Source organism: Runella zeae DSM 19591, from assembly GCF_000423565.1.
Classification (GTDB): Bacteria; Bacteroidota; Bacteroidia; order Cytophagales; family Spirosomataceae; genus Runella; species Runella zeae.
On record NZ_AUIF01000030.1, the window covers coordinates 48,204 to 66,094 of the forward strand.

At 40.6% G+C, this 17,891-nt stretch carries 19 protein-coding genes; 7 read left to right on the top strand and 12 right to left on the bottom strand.

The window, feature by feature from the left end; all coding sequences use genetic code 11:
- Positions 1–153: 153 nt before the first annotated feature.
- Positions 154–867 carry a DUF1361 domain-containing protein gene (locus G563_RS0107100; RefSeq protein ID WP_028664708.1) on the top strand — a complete coding sequence of 238 codons (714 nt, stop codon included), beginning with the start codon at positions 154–156 and terminating at the stop codon, positions 865–867.
- Positions 868–873: 6 nt separating this feature from the next.
- Here G563_RS0107100 and G563_RS0107105 read toward each other — a convergent pair whose 3' ends face one another.
- Positions 874–1,653 (bottom strand): class I SAM-dependent methyltransferase, encoded by a 780-nt coding sequence (locus tag G563_RS0107105; protein WP_028664709.1) that lies wholly within the window; start codon positions 1,651–1,653, stop codon positions 874–876.
- A gap of 323 nt (positions 1,654–1,976) precedes the next feature.
- Entirely contained in the window at positions 1,977–2,696 is a 720-nt protein-coding gene (locus G563_RS0107110) for a GntR family transcriptional regulator (RefSeq protein WP_028664710.1), read from the bottom strand.
- A 96-nt stretch (positions 2,697–2,792) separates the two neighbouring features.
- Between G563_RS0107110 and nuoK the strand changes: the two genes are divergently transcribed.
- The 3 genes from nuoK (at position 2,793) to G563_RS0107125 (ending at position 5,295) form a co-directional block, all read left to right on the top strand.
- Positions 2,793–3,107, top strand: coding sequence for an NADH-quinone oxidoreductase subunit NuoK (nuoK, locus tag G563_RS0107115; protein WP_028664711.1), 315 nt, complete (start codon positions 2,793–2,795; stop codon positions 3,105–3,107).
- Between the two features lie 84 nt (positions 3,108–3,191).
- Positions 3,192–4,481, top strand: coding sequence for a GWxTD domain-containing protein (locus tag G563_RS0107120; protein WP_028664712.1), 1,290 nt, complete (start codon positions 3,192–3,194; stop codon positions 4,479–4,481).
- Positions 4,482–4,488: 7 nt separating this feature from the next.
- Positions 4,489–5,295, top strand: coding sequence for a sugar phosphate isomerase/epimerase family protein (locus tag G563_RS0107125; RefSeq protein WP_028664713.1), 807 nt, complete (start codon positions 4,489–4,491; stop codon positions 5,293–5,295).
- An 81-nt stretch (positions 5,296–5,376) separates the two neighbouring features.
- On the opposite strand, the gene sppA is transcribed toward G563_RS0107125, so the two are convergent.
- A complete protein-coding gene (gene sppA / locus G563_RS0107130; protein ID WP_028664714.1) occupies positions 5,377–7,134 on the bottom strand; it encodes a signal peptide peptidase SppA in 1,758 nt (585 codons plus the stop codon).
- 311 nt (positions 7,135–7,445) lie between these two features.
- Between sppA and G563_RS38415 the strand changes: the two genes are divergently transcribed.
- From G563_RS38415 to G563_RS0107145, 3 genes are all read left to right on the top strand, one after another.
- Positions 7,446–7,760 carry a hypothetical protein gene (locus tag G563_RS38415; protein WP_169579732.1) on the top strand — a complete coding sequence of 105 codons (315 nt, stop codon included), beginning with the start codon at positions 7,446–7,448 and terminating at the stop codon, positions 7,758–7,760.
- Entirely contained in the window at positions 7,739–8,401 is a 663-nt protein-coding gene (locus tag G563_RS0107140) for an ATP-binding cassette domain-containing protein (RefSeq protein ID WP_028664716.1), read from the top strand. The genes G563_RS38415 and G563_RS0107140 overlap by 22 nt, the downstream gene beginning before the upstream one ends.
- A gap of 162 nt (positions 8,402–8,563) precedes the next feature.
- A complete protein-coding gene (locus G563_RS0107145; protein WP_028664717.1) occupies positions 8,564–9,370 on the top strand; it encodes an enoyl-ACP reductase FabI in 807 nt (268 codons plus the stop codon).
- Between the two features lie 73 nt (positions 9,371–9,443).
- On the opposite strand, the gene G563_RS0107150 is transcribed toward G563_RS0107145, so the two are convergent.
- From G563_RS0107150 to G563_RS0107190, 9 genes are all read right to left on the bottom strand, one after another.
- Positions 9,444–10,139, bottom strand: a complete 696-nt coding sequence (locus G563_RS0107150; RefSeq protein WP_028664718.1) for a 3-keto-disaccharide hydrolase — start codon at positions 10,137–10,139, stop codon at positions 9,444–9,446.
- A 135-nt stretch (positions 10,140–10,274) separates the two neighbouring features.
- Complete coding sequence (locus G563_RS0107155; protein ID WP_028664719.1) at positions 10,275–10,835, bottom strand: YceI family protein; 561 nt, start codon at positions 10,833–10,835, stop codon at positions 10,275–10,277.
- A gap of 13 nt (positions 10,836–10,848) precedes the next feature.
- Positions 10,849–11,763: a DUF5777 family beta-barrel protein gene (locus G563_RS0107160; RefSeq protein ID WP_028664720.1), complete on the bottom strand. Its 915-nt coding sequence runs from the start codon at positions 11,761–11,763 to the stop codon at positions 10,849–10,851.
- A gap of 58 nt (positions 11,764–11,821) precedes the next feature.
- Positions 11,822–12,322, bottom strand: coding sequence for a QcrA and Rieske domain-containing protein (locus tag G563_RS0107165; RefSeq protein WP_028664721.1), 501 nt, complete (start codon positions 12,320–12,322; stop codon positions 11,822–11,824).
- A 174-nt stretch (positions 12,323–12,496) separates the two neighbouring features.
- A complete protein-coding gene (locus G563_RS0107170; RefSeq protein WP_028664722.1) occupies positions 12,497–13,408 on the bottom strand; it encodes a DUF72 domain-containing protein in 912 nt (303 codons plus the stop codon).
- 36 nt (positions 13,409–13,444) lie between these two features.
- Positions 13,445–14,557 carry a hypothetical protein gene (locus G563_RS0107175; protein WP_028664723.1) on the bottom strand — a complete coding sequence of 371 codons (1,113 nt, stop codon included), beginning with the start codon at positions 14,555–14,557 and terminating at the stop codon, positions 13,445–13,447.
- A 144-nt stretch (positions 14,558–14,701) separates the two neighbouring features.
- Entirely contained in the window at positions 14,702–15,316 is a 615-nt protein-coding gene (locus tag G563_RS0107180; protein ID WP_028664724.1) for a YceI family protein, read from the bottom strand.
- Positions 15,317–15,414: 98 nt separating this feature from the next.
- Positions 15,415–15,882, bottom strand: a complete 468-nt coding sequence (locus tag G563_RS0107185; protein ID WP_028664725.1) for a MarR family winged helix-turn-helix transcriptional regulator — start codon at positions 15,880–15,882, stop codon at positions 15,415–15,417.
- A 72-nt stretch (positions 15,883–15,954) separates the two neighbouring features.
- Complete coding sequence (locus G563_RS0107190; RefSeq protein WP_169579733.1) at positions 15,955–17,877, bottom strand: hypothetical protein; 1,923 nt, start codon at positions 17,875–17,877, stop codon at positions 15,955–15,957.
- Positions 17,878–17,891: the final 14 nt, after the last annotated feature.

Consider the following 17,891-nt stretch of genomic DNA (forward strand, 5'->3'; position numbering starts at 1 on the left):
GAAAAAGGAAAGGAGTAAAACTAGGTTTGTTCTCTAAAAAAGAAAATATTAGATTTATCATAGGATTTTGGACTATTGCACAAACTTTTTAGTTGTAATGTTAAAATCAGGATAGATTTTGGGCGTTCTTTATACAACCAAAACATTTATATTTTGCTCAAACGTTTAATTGATCGATTGTGGAAATACCATCTCAGTATCTCTGAGCCACCTATTATTACGTTAGAAGGGCTTTATCCATTACTCCTATTGTTCTTGTTGAGTATGGTAGCTCTCACGTACCATATGATTAGGATTCAATTCAAAGAAGCGGTAGATTTTTCGTTGGATTGGAATCTTTTTTTAAGCTGGATTCCGCTTTTGGTCGCTTTTGTAGTAGATGTTTCTGTCAAAAGATTTGGCGCATTGCCCGTATGGGTAGGAGTGTGGAGTGTAGTGTGGGTACTGTTTTTTCCAAATGCACCTTATATGATTACTGATTTGGTGCATCTGTCGGTGGATATGGGCAGTGACCTTACCTATCACGACATGATTATGCTATTTTTCTACGCCGAAGTAAGTCTTTTCAATGGACTGGTATCATTGTATTGGATGCATCGGTCTTGGCAAAAGACTTATACTAAAAATATTGGAAATGCCCTTTTGATGGTAAGTTTGCCATTAGCTGGTTTTGGGATTTACTTAGGTCGAATCAGAAGGTGGAATAGCTGGGATATACTGCACAATCCTCAAGAGCTTTTCAACGCCATCTGGCAGAGTTTAACCGACCGGACAGCGTTGGTATTGAGTCTTGAATTTGGACTACTGTTAGGGATATTGTATCTAGTATTATGGGCCGTTTTACGTTTTCGGGTACGGCCCCGTTAGAGAACCTTATACTTGTAGCATTACAATGCTTGTACCACCTATGTGTTTAACTCCTTTAAATAGAGGGTCATTTTTGTAGAATTCATTGAGTGCATCCCTAACTCCTTCCCAGTTAGTGTAATCATGCCATAGGATAATTCCGCCTTTTTTGACGAGTTTGAGGGCGCGGTCTGTATCACTAAGCACATATTCATAGGCATGAGAACCATCCACAAACATCAAATCGATGGAGTTGTAGTAGGGTGAAAAATCAAAAGTAGCCGAGTCTCCAAACAATTGTTGGATATTTTTTTTAGCAGGATGATTTAGGAAACGCCCTCCTGATTGAGTTTTCTTTACATAAGCCTCTTCCGTTTTTTCGATTTGCATTTTGGTATTGCCGAGGTCTGCGGCGGGGAGGTCTAAAGTGAAAATTTGAGCGTTGGGAGCGTTAAGAGCTATATTTAGGGTAGTACGTCCCTCAAAAGTTCCAATTTCAAAAACCCTTTGAGGTTGATACTTTTGAATAATTTGGCAAATAACTTTCAGTTCAAACTCAGTGATATGTCCAAAACCACATTCATCGACGCCTTCATAAATGGCTTGGTCGTTGCCATTGATTGCTAATACATCCGTTTTAGGAATGATATAGGGGTCGATTGGGAAAGCATGAGGATCGTTGTTATGATTATAGACATTATATAAGTCCATTAATCGTTTTCTTTCGGTAGGATTGAAAAAGCTTGTAGTAAAAGTATATGCCAAACGACGCGTTGTACCAAGATATAACTTGATGAAATCGACCATAATGTATTAATGTAAATGGAGTAAATTGATATTAGAAAAAGTATCAAAGATATATATATATTCTTAATTTATTAAGAAAAATATACTATGATGGTCGTACAATTATTTATAGTGAGTTGTTTCGTTTGGTTATTAATCTTTTTTGAATATCAAGAGTTTATTATTTTTGGTTAATGCAAACAACTCCTCTTATAATATTTGAAATAGGTCAAGTGTCTGAATATGAGGTGCTTTGTATTGTAGTGCTGAGTCGCAAGCATATAACAGTGGCTTCCCACTTTAGTGCTTAAAATTGGAAGAAAATTTTGTTTTAAGCTAGCAAATTAAAACCGCCCTTTCAGTAAATATTTATCGGTACAAGCATAAAGAGAAGAATAAATGTTAAGATGGGGACGATTTGTTTCGATGCACTTTTCTAATCTTAACACAGGCGTATTGGGCTTTATCTGCATCATTCGTGAAAGAGCCTCATCAGCCAAAGTAGCCCACACTTTCTCTTCGCCACGTTTTACGATGATACTGTATCGTTTACGAAGGGTGTCAAACAATGACTTGTTTTCGAGTTTGAGCTTATGAAATTGGGGAACTTCTTCGGCAGGAAGAGCGATTTTTTCAAAAAAAATGACTTCATTATCAACAAATCTCAGCCGTTCGAAATAGTAGTATGGGCGCTGAGGTTGAGCTGATACAAACAGAAAATCGGCAGGAAATACCTTTAGAATCGGCTTCTGAACTATTTCGGTGCGAATCGCCGCCGCGTCTACGAGTTGATCCGTGTGGTGTGGCTGAATTGATAACATTCCTAACCCAATCGGTACGGGCTGTACAATACTGCCTTTTCCTTGAAATTTCTTAATAAAACCTTCTTCAGCGAGCATCGAAAGTGCCTGCCGGACTGTCGGCTGAGTAAGGTTGTAAGCTTGTTGAAGCTCTTTTTCAGAAGGTAGGAGGCTCCCAATTTCATACACGCCTTGCAGTAATTGTTGGCGGAGAGTCTCGTATAAATGTTGATAATGAGGAATGCGGGCAATGACTTCAGACATAGGTTAATGTATTTGAACAACCAACAAAGAAATATAAGAAACACCTTAATTTAAAGATTAGGCTGTTATTTTGAATATTTTTCTTAACATTGCAATATGCAACCAATCGTTCCTATCCACTATTTTCTTCTAGTTGCGGCGGCTCTTTTTAGTATAGGTCTTGCCGTGATGGTGACCAAACGCAACGCAATAGCTGTACTAATAGGCTTGGAGCTGGTGCTCAATGCCGTAAATCTCAATTTGATAGCTTTTGCGCAGTATGACCCTGTCCAATCTGCGGGCCAAATGTTTGCGCTTTTTGTTATTGTAGTGGCGGCGGCAGAATCGGCCGTGGCATTGGCAATATTGTTGAAAGTATATCGATACTATCAAACTACTGATTTGGATAATATAAGTTCAATGAAAAAATAGCTTTTTCTTACGCTATTCGCTCAACTTTGTCGTTTAATAAAATAATCTAAGAAGATTTTTTCTTCTATTACAAGCAACAAGCCCATGAAGCGTTTTGTATATTTTATTATACTGATTGCACTGTGCCACCTAGCTCAGGCACAGCAAACTTCTAAGTCACGGTCAAAAAGAAAAAATGATAAGACCACAAGCACCGTAGTTTCGAACGGAGCCGAAGATATTACCATTTTGGGAATAAAAAGTAAATTTCTCAATAAAGACTCTAGTGTAGCGGTAATATACATGAGAATTGATTTGTCGCGCATCAATAACATGCCGGTTCGGTGGAAAGAGTTTGCTGATAAGTATACCATTAATTATGTACTTTATCCCGATTTTGCTTCGCGAGAGCGGTTGGGATACGGCAATATAGCCCTCAGTGAACAAAATGTGATTCAGATAGGGGCGGCCAAATTTATGGTTAATTTTGAAGTCAAACGTCCCACCAACTATGCCCAGGCTATCATGCTGGCTGAGGTGTCGGAGATAGGTACTACCAAGAAAGTACTAAACGATTTGCAGTTGAGGTTTAAAGACAATAAACTGAGCGATAGGTATACACTATTTGAAAAGACTGCGCAAGTACCTTTGCTTCAAAACTATATCAATGCCAACGATACCTTAGTGGTAAAAGATGTAAACAATACTAGGAAGAAACTCTTTGTTTCGCGGTATCGTCACGATTTTGATCCGGCTACCTCACCCATGAATACCAATCCCCGTAATGCACCTCGTACCTTGGGAGTAGATAGTACCTTTATGATCATGGCCAATACCCCTATTTCTTTCAAAGAAGAAGGGTTGTATTTTATGATGGAAGATACCACCGACGCTACAGGGATAGGTGTAGTGGTAGCCAATAGGCGGTTTCCAAAAATGACTCGACCGGCCGAATTGATAAGACCTGTGATGTATATGAGTCAAAGCCAAGAAATCAACGAGTTTTTGGCTACCAAAGATCCTAAAAAGTCTTTAGATAGATATTGGCTTTCACTTATGAATGGTAATGCTGATTTGGCGAAGCGTACCATTAGTGCTTTTTATCATCGAGTAGAAGAAGCCAATCGGTTATTTACAACTTATAAGGAAGGTTGGAAAACAGACAAGGGAATGATTTTTATCATTATGGGTTCGCCAGACCGTGTCCAACGTAGTAAAGACCGAGAGGTGTGGGTGTATTCGCAAAGGGCCAATTTCTCAGAAATCAATTTTACCTTCAATCGACGCCCTAATCAATTTGTGGATGATCATTATGAACTTCAACGCTACGTCGAATATCAGCCTATTTGGTATCCTATGGTAGAGGCGTGGCGCACGGGGGCGGTAAGAGATTAAAAATACAATGCTTATAAAGTTTTTTTGTCCGACTTGGGGGCTTGAAGCCCTACCGCTGGAAGAGGCTGCCAAAAAAGTGAAAGCAGCTGGATATGATGGCATGGAGATCGCTACTGCTCCTGACAAAGCTGCGGAGGCTATGGCTGTTATGAAATCGCATGGACTCGACGCTATATTAATGGCTTTTGGGGGTGGCAACAACTTCCCAGAGCATAAAGCTAAATATAAGGCTGATTTAGAAAAAATTGCTGCCTCTAAGCCGCTTCTTATCAATTGTCATACGGGTAAAGATTATTTTTCGTACGAACAAAATTGTGAACTAATTCAGGTGGCCTTTGATGTGCAACAAAAGACAGGCGTTCCAATTCTTCACGAAACTCATCGAGGGAGATTTACGTATAGTGCTCCTGCTACGCAACATTACTTTGTGACTTTTCCTGACCTTCGTCTCACCGGAGATTTTTCTCACTGGGTCAATGTGTCGGAGTCTTTGCTAAACGATCAAGTAGAAAATATGGAGCGGGCTATAAAACATACCGACCATATTCATAATAGAGTAGGGCACCCTGAAGGTCCACAAGTCAACGACCCTCACGCTCCTGAATGGAAATCGTGCGTAGATGCTCATTTGGCTTGGTGGGATAAAATTGTGGAAATTCATCGAAAAAAAGGCAGTAAGGTGTTGACGATTACTTCTGAGTTTGGGCCAGCGCCAGGTTATTTACAGACTTTGCCCTATACCAACCTTCCCGTGGCAAGTCAGTGGGATATCAATGTATATATGAAAGATTTGTTGAAAAAACGTTATCAATAGCAATTGAAGGTATAGCCCTAAAAAGAAATGGTTGGTGAATCGTTCACCAACCATTTCTTTTTAGAGAAAATATTTTCAGAATTATTTGATATTGATGTCGAAAGGCATACGAGCTTGTGTTCCTTCCATTTGTTGCAATTTTTTGAGGGTTTTGAGATAAGGTGCAAAATCTCCAAGTTGTTTTTGGAGCATTTGCTCTTCGGCATCACCAGTGATTTTGTTCATAAACTGCTCAAACACATTTTTTTGCGCAGGGAATTTTACCCGATATTCGCCTTCTTTCAATTTGGCTGCTTGAGCTGCTACCTGAATCGCTTTGTCCAATCCTCCAAATTCGTCAATCAGGCCATTGGCTTTGGCTTCTCTACCCGACCACACTCTACCTGAAGCCAAAGATTGAAGTTTAGCAAGAGGCATTTTTCGCCCTTCGGCTGCTTTGCGAGTGAAGGTTGCATAGATATTTTCGGTGCTTTTCTGAAGACGGTCATTTTCAAAAGGAGTCATATCTCGGGTTACACTTGGCCAATCTGCATGGGTATTGGTATTGACACGGTCGAAAGTGATGCCCAATTTATTTTTAAAAGTGTTTTCAAAATTGAATAAAACACTGAATACTCCAATTGAACCCGTAATAGTGTTGGGCTGAGCTACGATTTTGTCACATCCCATTGCCATATAATACCCTCCTGAGGCTGCTACATCCGACATAGACGCAATCACAGGTTTTACTTTTCGGGTAAGTTGGATTTCGCGCCACATTACATCAGAAGCAAGAGCACTTCCGCCTGGTGAGTTGATACGTAGCACCACCGCTTTTACCTTTTTATCTTTGCGGGCTTTACGAAGCTCTTCGGCGATGGTTTCAGAGCCAATGTTACCGTCACCACTTTTGCCAGAGTAAATAGCACCTTCTCCGACGATGACGGCGATACGGCTATCAGAAGGCCCTTCTTTGACTTGTTTTTCGGCTTTGGCATATTTGCTAAGGCCTACAAACTTGATTTTATCGTCTTCTTTGATACTGAGTTCTTTACGAAGAGCCGTTTCCACTTCGTCATAATACCCCACATGAGATACCAATTTGTATTTAAGGGCATCTTGGGGAGCATCTATCAATAAAGAATCGGCTAAATTTTTGAGCTTAGTTACGGGAATATTCCGTGATTTAGAAATATTTTCGACGGCATGGTCAAAGATATTATTGATCAAAACCTGATTTTGAAGTTTATTGGCATCGCTCATATTTTCGCGGAAGAAAGGCTCAACGGCACTTTTATATTCGCCTACTCTAAACACCAATGGCTTGATTTCTAACTTATCGAGGGTTCCTTTATAAAAATCATACTCCGCACTCAGGCCGTTCCACTCCATTCCTCCTGCTGGATTGAGGTAGATTTTATCAGCTACAGACGCTAAGTAGTATGCTTTTTCGGTCATGACTTCGCCATAGGCATACACAAACTTTTTAGATTTTTTGAAGTCCACAATGGCATCGCGTACTTCTTCGGCGGTAGCCCAGCCTACCGAAGGATATTGTACATCTAGATATACGCCTTTGATATTAGGGTCTAGTTTAGCATTGGCTAGAGCAGACTTGATATCGTTGAGACCGAGTACATTGCCTTGCCCGCCCGAAAACTCAGCGAAAGGGTTTTCGACGGCAATTTCTTGAATAGGGTTGTTGAGGTCTAATTTAAGAACGGAGTTTTTGTCGATGCTCGCTTTATCTTCCGATGACCCTAGCATTGAAGCAATGCCAATAAACAGAAAAAAACCTAGTACCGAAAAAATGAATAAACCTACGATTGTTGCAAATACGTATTTAACAAACTGCCACATATTTGGGATAATGACCGGGTCGCCGGCGCGATGGGTGAAATATTAGTTTCAAAGTATATTTTAAACAAATTTAGTAGTTTAGGAGGGTATCCTAAAATGATTATGTTAAATGGTATTTTCAGGTTACGAAAGGGAATATGGTTACACGGATTTTTTAGCTCTCTTAATCGTTCCAAAAGAGTTGTCTAGTTTTGGTCGGTTCGGTTTGGAATGGTACGATTGGGTATATAGATCAATTCTAAAACGTTAAATAATCTTAACGCGATTGTCTTCTAAAAAAGATAGACCTAGCTTGCCAAAAATAACAGCATATGGTCTCAATAGTATGGCTTTTCTATCGGAAATTTTGGATATTTACCCAGATGGTAGGTTGGGGAGGATGGCTGATGGGAGGGCTGCCCCTAGGCGAAGAAATTTGGGATTTGATAGGGGCTTTGTTTTGGCTAAAATTAGCCTCTTTTGGATTTGTATGGTATTTTATGAATACTTTTTCGAGAGAGCAATATATGTTTTTTCAAAACTTAGGCTATTCTATCAATGGCTTATTTATCAAAGCTTTTGGCCTAGATTTGGTGATTTTTTTCGGATCAATAAGTTTGGTTCAATGGAGCATTACGGTATTTTAGAAGCTGATAGCATTGAGCTAAGCTTTGAGAGTCGTAAAATTCTCCAAAGCATTCATCTCGCGATTCCTCTGGGAGCGGTGACGGCGATATTGGGTCGTAATGGAGGTGGGAAGTCTTGTTTGTTACAAATTATTTTTGGTACGCTTGAGGCTACTTATAAATCAATCCGTTGGAACAAAACCTACCTAAAATACCCATATCGCCAGAAAGGTTTAGTCCAATATTTACCTCAATATCCGCTGGTTCCTTCTTATTTGAGCTTGGAGCAGGGATTTAGAATGTATGGGGTAAAAATAGAGGAAACAGCATTAGGAGAACGATGGGAGCAACAAAAGAAAAAAACTTTTGGAGAGTTTTCGGGCGGAGAAAGAAGATTTTGGGAAACCCTGATGGTGTTGTTTTCTCCTAGCCAATTTGTTCTTTTGGATGAGCCTTTTTCCCACCTTTCACCTCTTTATGTAGAAGAACTTAAAAGATTGATTCAAATCCAAAAACATCGAAAAGGAATCCTCATAACCGACCATTTGTATCGGGATGTTTTGGAAATCGCTGACCGTACCTACTTGCTTCAAAACGGCACTACTTATTTGCTTCAAAACCCCTTACAAGAGCTGAAAGATAGAGGCTACCTTGCCCAATAAAGAGAAAGAGTTTGATTAAAAGTAGGTGGGTTGAGAAACAAAAAGCGCCACAATTTGCCCAAAAATTCGTTACTTTGCTCGGTGGCAATTCCGCTGGTTGAATTGCAGTGGGTGAGCGGTTAGTGATAACTGTAAACGCAGAATAAACAATAAACTGAAAAAATGGCAAACGGAATTTTACAAGGCAAACGCGGCATCATTTCAGGTGCGCTTGACGAGAACTCTATTGCGTGGAAAGTGGCTATGAAAGCCAAAGCAGAAGGCGCAACATTTACCCTTACCAATGCCCCTATTGCAATGCGTATGGGCGAAATCAAAAAATTGGCCGATGCATGTGAGGCCGAAATCATCCCTGCTGATGCTACTTCAGTAGAAGAGATTGAGAATCTTTACAACAAATCAATAGAAGTCTTAGGCGGGAAAGTTGACTTTGTACTTCACTCGATTGGAATGTCGCCTAATATTCGTAAAGGACGCCCCTACGGAGATTTGAATTATGATTGGTTCTTAAAAAGCGTAGATGTGTCGGCTCTTTCTTTTCATAAATTTTTGCAAGTAGCCGAAAAGCTCGACGCTATCAATGAATGGGGAAGCGTAGTGGCTCTTTCTTACATGGCCGCACAGCGTACTTTTCCGTTTTATACCGATATGGCAGAAGCCAAAGCCATGCTTGAGTCAATCGCCCGTAGCTATGGCTACCGCTATGGCAAAGCCAAAAATGTACGAGTGAATACTGTATCACAATCTCCTACCAAAACTACCGCAGGCTCAGGCATTGGAGGTTTCGATAAGTTTTATGATTTTGCTGACAAAATGGCTCCTTTGGGCAATGCTTCGGCCGATGACTGTGCAAACTATGTGGTGATGATGTTTTCGGATTATACTCGCATGGTGACGATGCAAAACCTATTCCATGATGGAGGTTTCTCGATGACGGGAGTCTCAGAAGAAATACTTCAAGGTGAGTAAATAAAGAGGTCTGTTACCCATAAAAAAGCCAGCGTATTTTTGTACGCTGGCTTTTTTATGAGCTAAGAAAATGCTACAATTCCCGAATTTGGATATTGCGATACCATACTTTATCACCGTGGTCTTGGAGGGCGATTTTTCCTTTTGGAAACTTCCCAAAACCTTCCCAAGTTTTGAATTTGCTGTTGGCTACCAATGCATCCCAGCCAGGGCCACTAGTAGGAAAGGTTACCATTTGCTTTCCGTTAAGCCAAAAAGTGCCTTGGCCTTTGTATATTTTCATTTTGGCTTTGTTCCATTCACCCGCAGGTTTAACAGCCGTGAGGTCTGCTGGCGGTATCATATCATAAAGCGAGCCTGCTTTGTGGTTGCCATTTTTTCCCGCAAATGAGTCTGGGTGTTTGGCATCGTCAAGCACTTGCATCTCAGGGCCTGTGCTGTAAGGGCAGCAATATTTTTTGTCTTCTACCACTCCCCACATCACACCGCTATTGCCTTTTTCAGAGATTTTCCATTCAAGTTCAAGCTCAAAATTTTCGAACTCATTGTCGGTGACGAGGTCGCCACCTCCTCTACCTGTTAGTACCATTGCGCCGTCTTCGACTTGCCACTTATCCGAAATCGGCTGTCCTTGCTTGTTGAAAGTATGCCATCCTGTATAGTCTTTGCCGTTAAAAAGCTTTTGCCATTTGCCTTTTTTTTGTACAAAACCACAAGTCAAAATCAAGGTAACAGCCGCCAAAACCAAAGTTAGTTTTACTTTTTGCATAATAAATGTTAATGAAATTGAGAAAAACAAAATGAGTGATAAGACCTTAAAAACGTCTTATCACTCATGAAAGTATTTATATTGTCAACTATACTGTATGAATATTTGTCAAAAAAGTTTCCTTTTTTCTGCTTCTTATTTTTTTGCTACATAAGGCGTAAGGGTATAGTTGTTTTTAACCTTTATCACTTGTGCAATCTTCATAAAAACCACTTTGGGAACCTCTATGTTGTGGTCAGTAAGGGCCACGTCAAATTCAGTAACAAGATTTAATTTGCCTCCCCCCACAGTAAGTTTGCCTTTGAAAGTGCGAGGTTTCGTAACTCCATGAATGGTAAAATCGCCCGTTGCCGAAACTTCGTAAGAGCCATTTTGCGAAAAATCAATTTTCTCGTTGATTTTTCCTTTAAAAATAGCTTTTGGGTATTTATCAGACTCTATATAGTTTTCGTTGAAGTGTTCTTGCATCAATTTGTTAGGAAAGTCAAATTGTTTCATATTCATCTGCACCACGATATCGTTGTTGGTGATGTTGATGATTGCTTGACTCAACTTATTGACTGCTGAAATATTTTCAACGGGAGTTTCAGAGAAAAAATTTGTCTCGCCGTTGTTGGTAGCGTAGAGATTTTGTGCTTTGATACCAATACTCAAACAAGTTGATAATAAGAGGATTAACGCGATTTCTTTTTTCATGGCTATTAAGTTTTTATTTGTCAGAGACTTTGTTGATGCCTTTGGCGCGTTTGTCAAAACTAAAAGTACGAGAGATATTAAAGCCATAACGGATATCTCCATTTCCCCAACTACCTGCAGTATCTCCAATAAACTGCTTTTCTACCATACCGGCGGAGTTGGTAAAGTGAAGCTGGAAGACGTGCCCACCAGTCTCAATATCGAAACCAATAGCCAAAGAATTTCCGTATTTTTCCCCAAGTTGATTTTGTAAATTTTGGTCTCGGAAGGCCCAGTAATATTCAGCATTGAGAGAAAGACGTTTGGTTACTTTCATTCTGCCTCCTACTCCCAATGCCATAAGCATACGGTCTTGGGCAACAGTGGCGACACGATTGCGATACAAGAGCGTAGGCATGAGTTGCAAAGAGAGCCTTTCGTTAAATTTACGAGCAATCAACAATTGCGTAGTGTAAGAAATCTTGTCTTGGAAGGTGAGTTCTTTGTCGATTGTTTCGACTACGGCACTTGCAAAAGCAGTTACGGTAAAAGGCATATTGCGGGCTCCTGATGATTGGCGTAGGAGTTTGCCTTTGGCCAAAAAATCATAGGTTTTTTGGATACTACTGCGCCCGATTCCTACCATGAGGTTGTCGGTGATACCATATTCAAATCCCAATCGAATAGTGGAGTAATCTAACCCAAAAAGATTATAAGCTCCCGAATTGAGACGGTCGAAACGGTGATGAATCAAAAAATCAAGGTGATTTTTTTTCACAGTTTCGACCGAATGCCCATTGATGATACGCGTCCCCTTGAAAGTTGCAGTGGTATAATCGACAGATTTAGTCTCGTTTTCGTCGAGCATTTTTGTTAAATCGTCTTGTGCAATAGCTGCCAACGGGCTTACTAGTAAGCATATCCATAAATACTGGGCAATTTTTCTCATTTTATAAGGGAGTTTTATTTAAAACATCTACGCATTAAATACTAAAAAAGATTGACTATTAAGCTTTGACGGTTAGGGTATTGCCGTCTGTACTCAATTGAGCTTGGTATACCGCCAAGCTCCGGGTGGCGGGTCCTACTTCTACCGCGCCTGTAGTACTAAACTCAGAGCCATGATTACTACAATATAAATCGTTTTGGGAGGAGCGATACGTCAATGTGGTTCCTTCATGGGTACAGGTTTTAGACAGAGCCACGATGGTACCTCTAGCGTTAGCTATAATCAAGCTACCTACTACTACAAATCCTCCTGCGGTTTTAAGTCCTGAGTAGGTAGAATTTGTTAAATCAAGGGTAAAACTAATTGTTCCTTTGCTTGTATCGGCATTGCCGGTAAGACCAGTAGAGCTTCCCGTACCTCCGCTGCTGGGAGTGGGGTCATCGCTGCTAGTTGAACAAGCCGTAAGCGTAGTACCCATGCAATAGAATGCCATTAAGGCACTGCCACTTAGACCTAATTCACGCAAAAATTGACCTCTTTTCATGGTTGTTTCTTTCATGTCAATGGAAGTTTGAGTTGCTAAAAAATATGTTTGTACACACATTTACGAGAATAATGGGGTTTCGGTTGCGTGTACCGGACATTTTTTCCAATGTTTGCGGTGAATCATACAAAAAATGAGGTAAAACTCAGCGGAAAGAGGGAGTAGCTCTAGTCTACTTGAGAATATAATTTAGAAAAGTGACCCTTGAATCACTTTGGGCTGAATACGAGGAGGGGTAAGAGAGAGATTACAATGAAGGTTGAGTTGTTGTATCCAGTATTTAGTAAGCTCCGGGGCTTGATTGTTTTCGCCGCAGTGTACAAAAATGTAAGCTGTTTTTAGACCCTTTAAAAACCATTCTTTGAAGCGTTGGACCCATGCATCTACGCGTGTAAAGTCAGTAGGGTGCAATTCATTACCTACAAAACGTAAGGTCGCTACCGACGAGCTAAGACTCATATGAAGTACATCGCGGCGTCCTGCTACGTCAGAAATTACAGTACCCATGCCTAAGTCATGCAAAAGATGAAGCGTTTTTTGCCAAATGGCAGGATTGGAAAACCAATCAGGATGCCGAAACTCAACGGATATGGGAAAAGAAGAAGGAAGTTGCTTAAGAAAATTTTCTAATGCTCCTAGCTGGCGAGGGTCAAAATGAGGACCGAGCTGTAAAAATGTAGTACCGAGATGCTCTTCTAAACCTAATACTGCGTTTGTAAAAGCGTGGCTAAGTTCTTCACATTCCCTAAGCTGGCGCTCATGACTGATGATTTGAGGCCATTTAGGACAAAATTTAAACCCTTGGGCGGCAGCTTCCTTCCACCGTTTTATGGTGGCTTCGCTGGGGATTTGATAATGAGTAACGTTCAACTCAATAGTATTGAACTGACGAGTATAGTGGTACAAAAAATCTTTTTCTTTGGCCGTAGTTGGATATATTTTGCCTACCCATTCTTTATTAGACCAAATGGGTGGCCCTATATAGCATTGGGGTGAAGCTTGCGGGGTTATGGAAGGAAAAGCAGTTTTGGAAACAAATTCATTGTCAGGTGGAAGGCTAAAGTCTACGCCTGAAATATCTTCAAGTTTTCCAAAATCCATTTTTTATTAGTTGGTTGAGTTTTCTTTATTAAGAAATTACTTGACTCGGCTATCACCCGCATAGATACCTGACTCACGCCGTCCATCTTTGCGGTAAAAAGTACCTTGACCGTTTCGTTTACCATTTTCATAAATCCCCACAAACCTGTCTCCGTCGGCATAATAATAAGTGCCTTTGCCATTGGGGAGGTTGTTGAGAAACAAACCTACGTATTTGTCGCCATTCGGAAAATAATAAGCCCCGTAACCTGTACGCGAATCGGCCCTAAAATCTCCTTTGTATTTCATAGCTCCGCTTGGATAGTATTGAACTCCCGTACCATGACGCTTTCCGTATCGGAAATCGCCTTCGTAGCGTTCGCCGCTCTCGTGCACATAAATACCCAAACCGTTTTCACAATTGCCTGCCATACATCCTACGTTTTCGTTTTCTTCCTCCTCCGTAGTAGGTAGAGGTTTCATCAATGGGGGAGAAGAATTAACGGTAGACTGGGGGCTTTTGTTAGTTGCGGATGATGCTTTAGCGATAGTGTTGTTTTTGTTAAGACCTGCCGCATCTCTCCATCCTTGTGTTATAGCTTCTATACGAGAGGCTTTGGCAGGGTGTGAATAGCTTGGTTTGTCGTCGCCCAGTGTTTTGATGGCAATCAGTGCTTCATCGAGCGAGGCTCCTAAACGCTGCATTACAAAACCCGAAAATCGGTCGGCTTCTAATTCTTTTTTGGGGCGGCTACCGGTGGCATTGATGGTGTGTCCTTGTAGATGATGGCCGATTTCGTGGGCTACAATGCTAATCGCCGACCAGTCGGTATTAGTCATGTTTTCGACTCTTTTCATAAAAGCACCATCATAGACGATATATCGCTGACCGTCGACGACGGTGGCAAAGCAGTTTTCGGTATTGGGGCATTCTACCACCACAAAATTACGAACCAAGCCTACTTGCCTCAGAATTTGGTCTACTACCTCTTCGGCGTGTTGGTTGGAACGGAATCCCAAAAAGTTACAAATATCTTTGGGGGTTTGGAGTTGTTTGTACCCAAAATAGTGGCATACAAATTCTTCTTCTTCTTCCCCCTGAGTGGGGGAAGAAGTTTGGGCAAAACTACAAGTGGAAAGGGCTGTTAATAGGAAGATGAGTCTTTTCATAGTTTGTCCACAAGGTGGGGGTTTTGATGCTATGATTCCAATTGATAACGTAACTTTTTAGAAAAAATTACGTATCCTCTAAAAACAAAAACCTGTTCTGAAAGGAACAGGTTTTTAGACAAAAAGTGAAAAGCAAAGTAGGGCTTATTTGGTAGCCGCTAGTGCTAAATCAATTTCAAAATCATCATTGATCATTTTATCGCCGATATTAGGGAAGAAGGTTTTAGAACCATAGCGAATATCCCATTTTGAGCGGTCAAGTACGATTTTAGCGGTGGCGTTTAGGCCCTTAGCATCGGTTTTGACAGTAGCTGGGAAAGTGATAGAATTGGTGATGCCTTTGATAGTCAAATCACCTGTGATGTTGTAACTATCGCCTTTACCTTCTACTTTTTTAATCACAAACTTAGCTTTTGGATTTTTTTCTACCGAAAAGAAATCATCAGATTTGAGGTGACCTACCAATTTGGCATTATAACCAGCGTCAGTAATGTCAGTACATTTAATACTATTCATATCAATTTCGAAGGTACCACCCGTGATTTTGTTACCATCTACGTTCAAAGAGCCATTTGAAATATTAATAGTACCGAAGTGCTCGCCAGTTACTTTTTTAGCATGCCATTTTGTGTTGCTTTTTGCTAGGTCTACTTTGTAAGCTACGGGTTTCTTCGCCGTGGTTTTTTCGGTAGCACCAGCGATGTTGAAAGTCATTAAAGCAGCTACTAATACGCTAGAGAACATTTTGATTGTTTTCATTGTGATTGTGAGAATTTAAAAGTTAAAAAAGAAAGATTTGTTTTATGGATTTAATAGTTTTTAAAAGTATTATAAATTATAAGCCTTTGAGGCTTGTATTAACAAGAGGTTTCGGAGGTACTCCTAAGTTTGTCGAGCAAATCACTCAGTAGGGTAGCTTCTTCGCTGCTTAGTTGCTGGAGCTTGTTTTCCCAATGATCCTGTAAGTTGTCGAGCTCGGCTAAAAGGTTCAAACCTGCCTCTGATATTACTACATCTACTGCACGGCGGTCATGAAGGCATTCTGTTCGTTGAGCTAGGCCTTTGAGCAATAGCTTATCTACAAGCCGAGAAGCGTTCGACATTCTATCGAGCATTCTTTCGATGATGTCATTGACCCGAATCGGATTGGGGTACTGGCCTCGTAATATCCTAAGTACGTTGTATTGCTGAGGCGTGAGGTCATAAGGCTTCAGAAGGCAAGCTTGACTATTGCTGAGCCAATTGGCAGTAAACAATAAGTTGAGAGCCGCTTTATGGTGCGGGTTTCTGAACTTACTTTGTTTGATGTCAGTTTCAATAGACATGATACATATTAATTTTGATGATGCAAATATAATATGTATTTACATTATATGTCAATACATTTAATAGAAAAATTATCTGAACGGAACAATCTCAGGGGCAGAGATGTCGAAATCTCGGAAGCGTAGGGGGGGGATTCCGTCAAAACCTACCCTTAAAGGGTTGGTTAGCTGAGGGATTCCAGAGTATAGACTTAGACGTATTTGGAATGTATCAAAAGTGAGGTTTTCGTTTCTGAATCTAAACCCAATTCCATATCCTTGAAAAGGGCGCTGATGAAAGAACGATTGCTTGGAGAAGGAAGTCCAGCCTATATTAGAAAACAGAAAAGGGGCCATTCGAAAGCCCAAAAAATTGATAGGACTAAAAAACACCGTCTCTACCCCAAGTACAAGTTTGCGAGTGCCGCGCATTTCGTCGCTGTAAATCCCCTGAATCCCCTCATTGCCGCTAATATTGAAGTATTCATTCTGAAAACGATTGAATCCTAGCCCAAACTTTACATTCAGAAAATGCCGTGCATACCATCGCCTTCCTAACGGATGCAAAGGGGTGAAGTAGTTGTTTTCGGTACTAAATATACCCTGCTCGGTTCGAATATCTTTGAAATAGCTGCCTACATTGACTAAGCTATATAGATAGCCAGCATTGGGGATGTATCGAGCCCTAGAAAATTTTAAGCCAAGGTATTTGCGTTTACCCAATTCGGCAGGGTCATTCCCATAGATAAAGGCGATTAAATCACCCACAGGGACGTCTTCGGTGCGACCAAACCCATAAATCAATAAATCGCGTTTGTAACTTCGATTAGAATAACCTAAACTAAACAATGTAGGGCGAGTATTCTGAAAAAGTTGGTTGGTAGAGTCGGTTACTGTTCGGTCGCGTCCGTAGAATGTTTGTCTGGTATGACGAAGAGCAACTACAAATCTGGCTCGTTCGCGGAGTGTGTTGTCCCCAAAAAAAATGCGGAAGGAGCGTCCAATCCAAGCATCAAACAATGAGTACTGAGACCAAAAGTAATTGCGAACAGAGCGGCCGGTGGTAGGGTCGGTAACGAATTCAAACAACCTGAGATTGTTATAGCTTACTTCAAAAGAGCCAGCATATTTCATTTGAGGAGTCAAAAATGGTCGAAAAACCTTGAGTCCTAATTGTTTTTGGTCACGCTGAACGTTTAGGATACCTTGTCCCGAAATAAATGTTTTACCAAAAGAAGGAATAAAGTATCGGCTTGCGTACTCAAACCGTTGACGTGGATCTTTGCCATTGTAAGCGATGGTATTTTTGAATGTATGTCCTAATCCTTGAAAGTTTCGCTGATCAAAGCCAACCGTAAAATTGTCTAAGCCCGAAGCAGAACCATCGGGCAATAGCGACCACACATCTTGCGTGTACACATGCACATCTACGGCATCTTTAGCATTTGGGTAGGGTACGATTACAATCCGTACATCATGAAAAATACCTTGTTGGCGCAGGTAGCGCTCATTGTCTTTTATTTTTTCGGGATCTATTTCATCCCCTTCTTCAAAAAATAAAAAATTTCGTTGAATTACTCTTTCTCGGGTGCTTCTATGAAATTGGTTACCTACTTTGTCTAGCCAATTTGTAGGTGTACGTAGTGTATCATAAACGCTATATCCAAACACATCCGAGCTGTGGACGAATACTTTCCTAATCCAGCGCCCCTCATATACTTTGTGTGGATTTTGCTCTATTTCGCTGATTTGATCGCCTTGCTTTGTACTGTTGTAGATATCTCTGAAAAGAAAGTTATAAAGGGTCTTAGGAACCACTTTTTTTGCTTTTTTTCCAAAGGCGGTGTCTTTAGCGGTGGGGGCTCCAATGTTGACTTTAAGTACGCTATCAATGGGAGTGTTTTGGCTAAAGCAAACACATACCCCAACTACCAACATGGCGCAAAAAAAAGATAATATGTGTTTTCCTTTACAAACCATCGAAATATCTACGAGGTTTTTGTTACTTTTCTTCAATTTTAAGTAAAAAA